We start from the raw sequence: 8,574 nt of genomic DNA, 5'->3' as shown, positions 1-8,574 counted from the left end.
ATTATCTTAAAGATTATATAATTTGACCAAAATTATATAATTAATAGAGGCAAATTATTCAATCTCCTTAAATTTATGAAAAATAGGATAATTTAAAGTAATTTTTGAAGGTTAGAATAATTCGCCGTATAACAATATAGAGACCGCTCGAGAAGGATTATATAAGCCTTCCTCCAGGCATTCGCAATGTCGGTACGGCTTATATAATCCCCCTCTTCGCTCATAATCTATATATTTTAGATGGCGCTACTAGAAAAATTCCTATACTTAGTTTTCAATTTTTTTTATTTTTAATTCAATATATTAATAAATATAAAAATAAGCCATAGCATTTTGCTATGACTTATTTTTATTAACTTAGTTAAAATTTTTCTTATCACTATTATTTATATTCAAGGAAATAATTAACTGAATTTTTAATTTGAGTATCAATTAATTTCTTAACTGAATGATATCCTATAGCGTATTTACCATCCTTTGGTTGCCAAACCATATATTCTTTTAATCCCTCTATGATGCTATTTTTTTCAGCATTTGTGCTTGGATAAGCTGCATATAACTTTACATTTTTATTCTTAGCTATAAATTCATCAGCTAAATAAGGCTCTACATGAAGATATAACTTACTTATCTTTTTATTATCATATAATTCTTTTGCTGCTACACCTAGACCTAAATGATCTGTATGTGTTCTTTTGCTAAAAGGTGAATAATAGAAAGTGTGTACTGCTGCATTTGGATACTTGTCTAAATACTCCATCATACCTTTAATCGTTGTATCCTTCTTTACACCCAAATCTTCTTGCACAAAACTAGAAATGTGTATATTGTCTTTTCTTAATCCTAGCTTTTGTAACGCTCTAGTATATTCATCATTTCTACACTGTACTGTATTAGCTCTAGTAAATGTATTGATGCTAACTCCATTTACTTTAGCCCCATCTTTTTTAGGATTGTGTACTACATTATGAATTTTGCAAACTCCATTAGTTCCATTTATAACTTTTTCAAGACCAGCCCAAGATCCATCTGTCATTAAAACTACATTTACATTAAACCCTTTGTCTACATATTGTTTTATAACAGTTGAAAAACTTAACATTTCATCATCTTGATGTGGTATAAAAAATAGAACATCTTTACTTGTATTTTGATTGTCAAATAATGGATCATATTTTAAACCATTTACTATAGTGTTAAAAGCTCCGTCTTGTACATAATTTCCTAATTTATATATTTTATTAGTATACTTTTGGTTTAAGACTTGGCTTTGTGTAGCATTTACATTATTTTTATCTACTATAACTAAGGGTGATTTAAGTTTTATTCCTAACGGAATTGCCATAAGTGCAGTTTCATAATCGTTTACATTGGTTACTAGAGCACTGTTTAGCTCCTTGTTACTATAAAACTTTTCTATTAGTTTTCCATTAGTTTCAAATCTATCTTTTCCCCAAACTCTATTTTCGGTTACATTGTTGCTAGTTATATTGTTTACGCTACTTATTACGTTATTTGAAATAACAGCTTCCCCACCTATAAAATAAGCATTTGACAATTGTTTAGTAGCCAACCAGTCGTATAGGTTTTGTGGTATTGCCTCTTTTTTAGCTAAGATAATAGGTGTTTTTTCTTCTCCCGATTTACTTGCTATAGATATTAAATCAGCCTCTGAATTTCCATAGCCTACATATATTTTTTCTACCTTAAACTGTGTATCTATTTTCTTAGCTATTAATAGTGAAGTATCATATCTATCTTTTCCACCAATTCTTTCTATATTGACATTGCCTAAAAGACTTTGAATAGCTTTTTTAACATTATTTGATACTATATTTTCTCCACCTATAATTATTACATTTTTAGGTTTTAATTTCGTAAGTTGAGCTTTAGTTTCTGGTTTTAAATTATCTTTATCTGATAAAAGTACTGGTGCATTGTAAATACCTGATAAAGGTGTTGCTAAGATGCCATCTATTACAGCTTTACTATTTAATATAATTACTGTATCTGCAGAATTTCCCCATCCTTCTTGTACTATTTTGTTTGCTATATCTTTGCCTGTAAAATCTTTTATTTGCATAATGTCTTCTGCATACGCATTATTTGCTAGCAAGCTCACAAACATCACTCCAAGTATTAGAGATAACTTCATATTTTTAATTAGTTTTCCCATTATATAGTCCCCCATTTTTTAATACTATTGTAGTTTGATTATAAATCTCCATCTCCTTACCTTTATGTTTTAACTTTACTTTTATTTACAATTTTAGTAATTAATGTAATTATAACAATTCAAAGGTAAATTTACTTTTAAATTAATGTTAAAAGTTGATGACTATTTTGTAACCCTAGACTGTGGTTTATATATTAAAATATACTTTTTAACTCTTCAAAAGCACTTTCATTTCCATTTCCTCCAACTTTAGTTACTTTGCTTGGTTTCTTAGTTGATAAGGCTAATTTTTGTGTACTATCTAAAGTTCTGCTTACTATTAAGACTGGTGAATCTCGTTTAGCTGCAAACACTCCTATAGATAAAGCGTCTATTAAGTCATTACTTTTAACTCTACCGTCTTTAGCTGCAGCTTGTTTTTCTTGTGTTGTTGCAGTTTTTGTAAGTAATACTTGTCCTAAATGTTTAAAATCTGATTGAGAATACAAGCCTTCTGTCAAAGCATTATAGAAGATTCTTCCCATAGTATCTTCACCTAGTTGCTGGGCTATTAGATATCCTAATTTTGTAACTCCCCTTGCCATCAAAAGCTGCTATAGGCTCCTTGCCTCTAGTGGTATCTATAAAATAATAGCTATTTTTTAAGTTTGCTTCTCCATTTATATAAGTTAGTTGTAGAGGTTTATTATCTCCAAATACACCTTGTCCCGTTACTGTTTTAGGTTGAATTATCTTGTTTATATTATCATATTTACTTATAATTTTAAAATTTGAATCTACTTGTAATTTTTTTAGATATTGCTACGTATTCTCCCCCATTCTATTCATCCTAGTAATATTATACAAATTCTTACAAGGTTTAGATATTAAAAACCTTGTAAAAACTTAATTGTATAGTTAATTGGCAGCTTCATAGCTTGATCAAATATGCTACTTACTGAATGATAGCCTATTGCCATCTTTCCATTTTGTGGTTCCCATATACAATACTCCCTCATTGCTTCTATGATACTTTGTTCAGCATTTTTGCTTTCTGCATATTCTACCAATACATTTTCTTTTAATCCACTATTTAAAAATTTATCATATAAATATGGCTCTATATGATAACACAAGTTTTTAATTTTACCTTGACTATACAGTTCTCTAGCTACTACTCCTAAGATAACATGGTCACTGTGATTTTCCTTGCTATAAGACTTGTCGTAAAAAGTATGCACACTAGCATTTGGATATTTTTCTAAAAACTCCATCATTCCTCGAGTAACCATAGCTTTAGATAGTTTTTTATCTGGTTCTTTATATCTAGAAAAATGAATATTTTCTTCTTTTAAACCTAGCTTTAATAAAGCTCTTTTAAATTCATCATTTCTGTATTTAGTAAACTGCAGGTCATTTACGTAACTAATTGACATATTGTCACATTTATAATTTTCTTTGTAAGGACTATGAATATATTTGTGTAGGTTACAGACTATCCCTTCTCCATTTAAAATTTCTCTAACTCCTGACTGTGAGCCATCAGTCATTAAAATTACATTTACGTTATAACCCTTATCTATGTACTTCTTGATTTCATTTGAAAAACTTATAATTTCATCATCTTGATGTGGTACAAAAAATAAAATATCTTTACTAATACCATTGTCTGAGGTATCTTCTTTATACGTTAAAGTGTTTACTATTTTATTTATAGTAGAATCATTAATATTGCTACCTATTGTATAGATAGTATTCGTATATTTACTACTTAGAACTTTCTCCTGTGTTGTATCTAATCCATTATCTCCTACTAGTATCATAGGTGATTTTAATTTTGATGCTAAAGGCGTTGCCATTAAAGCTGTTTCATAAGCTTTAGAGTTTGTTATTAAAGGACTTTCTAGTTTTTTGTTATAGTAAAACTTTTCTATCACTTTTGCATTTGTTTCAAATCTATTAGCTCCAGAAATTCTATTTTTAGTTACATCATTATTACTAATGCTATTTATGCTGGTTATTACTTCTTCTTGAATTACTGATTCACCACCTATAAAATAGGCATTATCAATTTTCTTACTAGCTAACCATTCATAGGTCGTATTTTCTAGGAAATTTTTATTGGTTAAGATAATAGGTTGTTTTTTTTCTCCTGCTTTACAGGCTATAGATAGTAAATCCGCTTCTGAACCTCCATAGCCTATATAGATTTCCTTAATATTTTGCTTTTCATTTATTTTTTTTGCTACCATTAAAGAAGTTTCATATCTATTTTCTCCACCTATTCTTTCTATGGCTGTACTTGGAAGAAAGGTTTTTATATCATTTATAACTTGACTAGATACCATAGTTTCTCCACCTATTATTATTAGATTTTTAGGTTTTAGTCTAAGTAATTCTTTTTTCATTTCTGTAGGTAAATTGTCTTGGTTTGTTAAAAGTATTGGTGCATCATAGATACTAGCCAAAGGTGAAGCTACTATACCATCTATAATTGCTTTACTATTTAGTAGTACTACAGTATTTGCTGTAGATTTCCAGCCTTCTTGGCTTATTTTTGTTCCTGTTTCATATATGTTCTCACCCATTATTTTTTTTATTTGGATGTTTTCATTTGCCTCAACTTTGTATAAAGGTAAATTGACAAATAGAATTGCTACAACTAATAAGATGCTTATTTTTTTCATTATATTTCCCCCGTATTTTAGTCTGATACTTATATGTTAGTACATATAAGTATCAGATTTCTACTCATAAAGTATAATTTTGGAAATAATTTTAAATTTTCTATCTAAATTAGTGTATTTTGGTAGGTTATAAGATTATATTATTAATTTTATTTTAGCTTGTATATATATTCTGCTACTTTAGATGATACTCCATATCCAACTTGTAGCTTATTGTCTTTTGATTTTAATTCAGTTAAAACATCTTCTTGGTCATAGGTTAAGCTATCTGTAGCTAGTACTATAGGAGCATTTATTTTATCTCCTAGTATTCCTGCTGCTAGAGAATCTACTAGTCCTTCATCAGTAGATTTAGAAATTATAATACCTCCATTATTGTAGAGTTCTTTTCCATTTGTGTAAAACTCTTTTATAACTGCTGCATTTGTATCTTGTCTTCTTTCTCCTTCTATTCTTTTTACGCTTAAGTTTAGATTTAATATATCTTGTGCTACTGTATTTGCTACTATATTTGTACCACCTATTATATAAGCTTTGCTTGTATTTTCATGTAAAAAGTATCTAGCATCGTAAGACAGGTTCTCCTTAGGCGTAAGAATTATTGGAGATTGCTTACTTGCGGCTAAGGAAGATATCGATAATGCATCTGCTTGTCCATTTCCTCCCACTATGAATGTATCTAATTTTTGCTTTTTATTTTTAACTAGTTCATCTGCTACAGCTATAGAGGTTTCATATCTATCTTTTCCATAGATTCGCTTTATATTTTTTCCATAGTATCTATCTAATTTATTATATACTTTTTGAGAGATTACACTTTCGCCTCCAATTATGTATATGTTTTTGGCTTTTAGTCTTTCTATTTCTTCTATGGTTTCTTTAGGTATTTCATCCTTTTTTGTAAGAAGTATTGGTGCATTTAAACTAGCAGCTAAAGGCGTTGAGGTTAACCCATCTACTAAAGATTGACTTTCACCTGATACAAGGATTACATTATCAGTAGTTTGTTTGTAGGCTACTTTGCTCACTTGTACTGCTGTTTCATATCTATTTAGTCCAGCATGAGTTTGTATAGGAGGATTCTCTATTAGTAGTTTAACTAGAGTATCAAGTCCTGCTTTTCTAGTAGGTTTTATTATTAGTTTATTTATTATGTGTTTGTTATCTGTAGTTTTTTCTTCTATTATAATATTCATGCTTGATAAATCCTGAGTATTTACTTCTATATTATTATTAATATATCTTAGGACTATATTGTTATTGTCACTTTTATCTATATATAGTTTACTTGGTTCATCAGTTATTTTGTTTGTTCCTTCTAGACTTATTAAATAGTTATTGTTCTGAAGACTTTTTAATAGTTCATTTCCTTTTATAGTAAGTCTCCCCGTATTTGGTTCGTAAATATCTTCTACTGTTAGTTTTTGTGTATTTATGATGTCTGCATATTTTACTATTGCATCTGTGTTTTGTATTTTGTCCTCTTCGCCTAGTGATATTTTGGTGTCTTCATAGCATCCATCTATTACTCCATTAGGTAATGTTTGTATGGTTTCTATTATATTGTTATCTACTTTTTTTATAGTGTAGCCATTACTATCTATGTAATATCCATTTTTTTGCCTGAATATTGGTTTATTTATATCTAGTAAGGTATCTCCTATTTTTACATAGATAAACCTAGGTTCTTGTGTAGTTGTATCTGGGGATATAATTATTTTTCCTTGTTTAGTTCCATCCTCTAGTGTTTTCCAGATTACTTCTTTTTCATTTCCAGTGTATTTTTGTTGTTTGTAGTCTACTAATTCTCCATTTGATAGAGTTCTACTTATTGTAGAGTATTTTACTATTATTTTTTGAGTATAGGTAAGGTTTGAGTATTTTTGATTAAAATTTTTCTCAAATTCTGCATAACTAGTCAGATAAGGTGAACTATCTATAGTTTCTAGGTTATCAGAGATTTGTATTTTGTAAGCAGTTTTTCCTAAATTATTAGAATTGCTAATTAGAGATTTGTTGCTTGTATATTTTGTATTGAAGAATTTATATATTTCTTTTTTTAGTTCTGTTATTTTTTGTTCTTCTGTTGAGTCTATTACTAAATATGGTGTAGCTATTGCATTTGATAGTGTTGTTGTAACTGTTATTGCCCCTATTGTTAGCAAAGTTATGCCTTTGTATTTTGTCATTTTACCCTCCGAATATATATCTCATATTCGTATTTCTCACTTGAAAATTATACCATATTATTATATATTTTGCATATCGTTATAACCTTTATTGTCTAAAACAACAAAAGCCGTAAGTTCTAGGATTTTTTTCCTGGCATACGGCTTTCCATCTAATTTTCTAGATTTTCTAACTCTAAACTTTTGTTTTTAAATACATCTTTAAGTTTTTCTAAAGCAGGAACTAAGGTGCATCCTATAGCAAAAAATACCACACTAAAAGTTGACGTACTCATAGCTAGTCTAGGTACTTCAAGTGATGTAGGTCCCATTATAACTGCATATATAGAACCTATCATAAGACCTATTATGCAATATATAGTCTGTGATCTAAAAGTTCTAAGTAAATATCTTACAACTCTTACAGTTACTAAAATGCCCACTATTATTCCTGAACCAAATATTAATATAGCTGGCAAATATTCAAAGTTTAACTTAAGAACTTGTTTTATAGCATTAAGTATCGGTACATATAATCCAAATATTAATAGTATAGTAGACCCTGATATACCAGGTAGTACCATTGCTGATATAGCTATCATTCCAGTTATAAATATATATGCTATATACAATAAATTTAAATTCTCTGATTTGATAGAAAAGCTATTTCCATTACCTTTGGCTGGATTAAAGTAGGTCATAGAACATACTATTATAATTCCAATTATTAAAAATAATATATTTTTCTTGTTATTTAATAATGTTTTTATTTCAGATTTGACTATTAAAGGAATAGATGCTATTATAAAGCCTAAAAATAACGAGCTTATTTCATATATATTTTTTTCAAATATTGAAGTTATAAATAATACCGATAGTATAAATCCTGTTATCCATCCTATTCCTATTTTATATAAAAATTTTAGTGCAGTCATTCTTTCTATTTTACTTCCCGATATTAGATTATTTAATGAGTTTACAAAATCATCGTAGAAACCTAATATAAATGCTATAGTACCTCCAGATACACCTGGTATACTATCTGCTAGTGCCATGCAGAATCCTCTAATAAAATTTAAGATATACACAGTTCCCTCCCTAAATTTATTTTTGTGACAATAGAACTATTATATATGAACTTATGATTACATATGTATTATTATAACATATATTTTTTCCCTTATCTTTATTTTTACATAGATAAACCTGGGATCTTGTAGATTTATCGCCTGATTCTGCACACCTGGTGTCTAGCTTGGGAAAAATAGTCCTCCTACTTGTTTCACTGAGCCATCTACCTCCATCTCAAATAGCAATTGTTCTAGGCTACACTCCTTTAATCCTGTTTTTAACTTTATAAAATCAATTGTAGTCCCATTTTTATTAAGAAGTGACAATATTATATTTTCTCTTTCATCTATTGTTTTAGTTATTTTTAATTCATTATTTTCTATTATATCTTTTGGTGATAGATATGTTTTTATTCCTTCTCTTATTAATCTATTGCATCCTTCACTATATCTGCTTTTTATACTACCTGGTACTGCATATATCTCTTTTTCAT

5 protein-coding genes and 1 pseudogene are annotated in these 8,574 nt (G+C 28.5%); all 6 read right to left on the bottom strand.

Annotated features, from left to right (window positions below; all coding sequences use genetic code 11):
* Positions 1-382: 382 nt before the first annotated feature.
* Positions 383-2,176: a cell wall-binding repeat-containing protein gene (locus ACRC03_RS13965; RefSeq protein ID WP_438653194.1), complete on the bottom strand. Its 1,794-nt coding sequence runs from the start codon at positions 2,174-2,176 to the stop codon at positions 383-385.
* Between the two features lie 194 nt (positions 2,177-2,370).
* Complete coding sequence (locus ACRC03_RS13960; protein WP_438653195.1) at positions 2,371-2,760, bottom strand: cell wall-binding repeat-containing protein; 390 nt, start codon at positions 2,758-2,760, stop codon at positions 2,371-2,373.
* Positions 2,761-3,042: 282 nt separating this feature from the next.
* Positions 3,043-4,842: a cell wall-binding repeat-containing protein gene (locus ACRC03_RS13955; RefSeq protein WP_438653193.1), complete on the bottom strand. Its 1,800-nt coding sequence runs from the start codon at positions 4,840-4,842 to the stop codon at positions 3,043-3,045.
* 149 nt (positions 4,843-4,991) lie between these two features.
* Positions 4,992-7,031 (bottom strand): cell wall-binding repeat-containing protein, encoded by a 2,040-nt coding sequence (locus ACRC03_RS13950; protein ID WP_438653192.1) that lies wholly within the window; start codon positions 7,029-7,031, stop codon positions 4,992-4,994.
* A 152-nt stretch (positions 7,032-7,183) separates the two neighbouring features.
* Positions 7,184-8,098 (bottom strand): DUF368 domain-containing protein, encoded by a 915-nt coding sequence (locus tag ACRC03_RS13945; RefSeq protein ID WP_438653191.1) that lies wholly within the window; start codon positions 8,096-8,098, stop codon positions 7,184-7,186.
* 162 nt (positions 8,099-8,260) lie between these two features.
* Positions 8,261-8,574: pseudogene (locus ACRC03_RS13940) on the bottom strand (hypothetical protein); the annotation flags it as partial.

The sequence above is a fragment of the Romboutsia sp. genome, from assembly GCF_051659545.1.
In the GTDB taxonomy this organism is placed as follows: Bacteria; Bacillota; Clostridia; order Peptostreptococcales; family Peptostreptococcaceae; genus JBOFOR01.
Note: the sequence above shows the minus strand (reverse complement) of the source record. Positions and strands in the feature narration are given on the sequence as shown.

Coding starts and splice junctions, on each gene's coding strand:
- ACRC03_RS13965 (WP_438653194.1), bottom strand. CDS start 2,176: ATGGGAAAACTAATTAAAAATATGAAGTTATCTCTAATACTTGGAGTG.
- ACRC03_RS13960 (WP_438653195.1), bottom strand. CDS start 2,760: ATGGCAAGGGGAGTTACAAAATTAGGATATCTAATAGCCCAGCAACTA.
- ACRC03_RS13955 (WP_438653193.1), bottom strand. CDS start 4,842: ATGAAAAAAATAAGCATCTTATTAGTTGTAGCAATTCTATTTGTCAAT.
- ACRC03_RS13950 (WP_438653192.1), bottom strand. CDS start 7,031: ATGACAAAATACAAAGGCATAACTTTGCTAACAATAGGGGCAATAACA.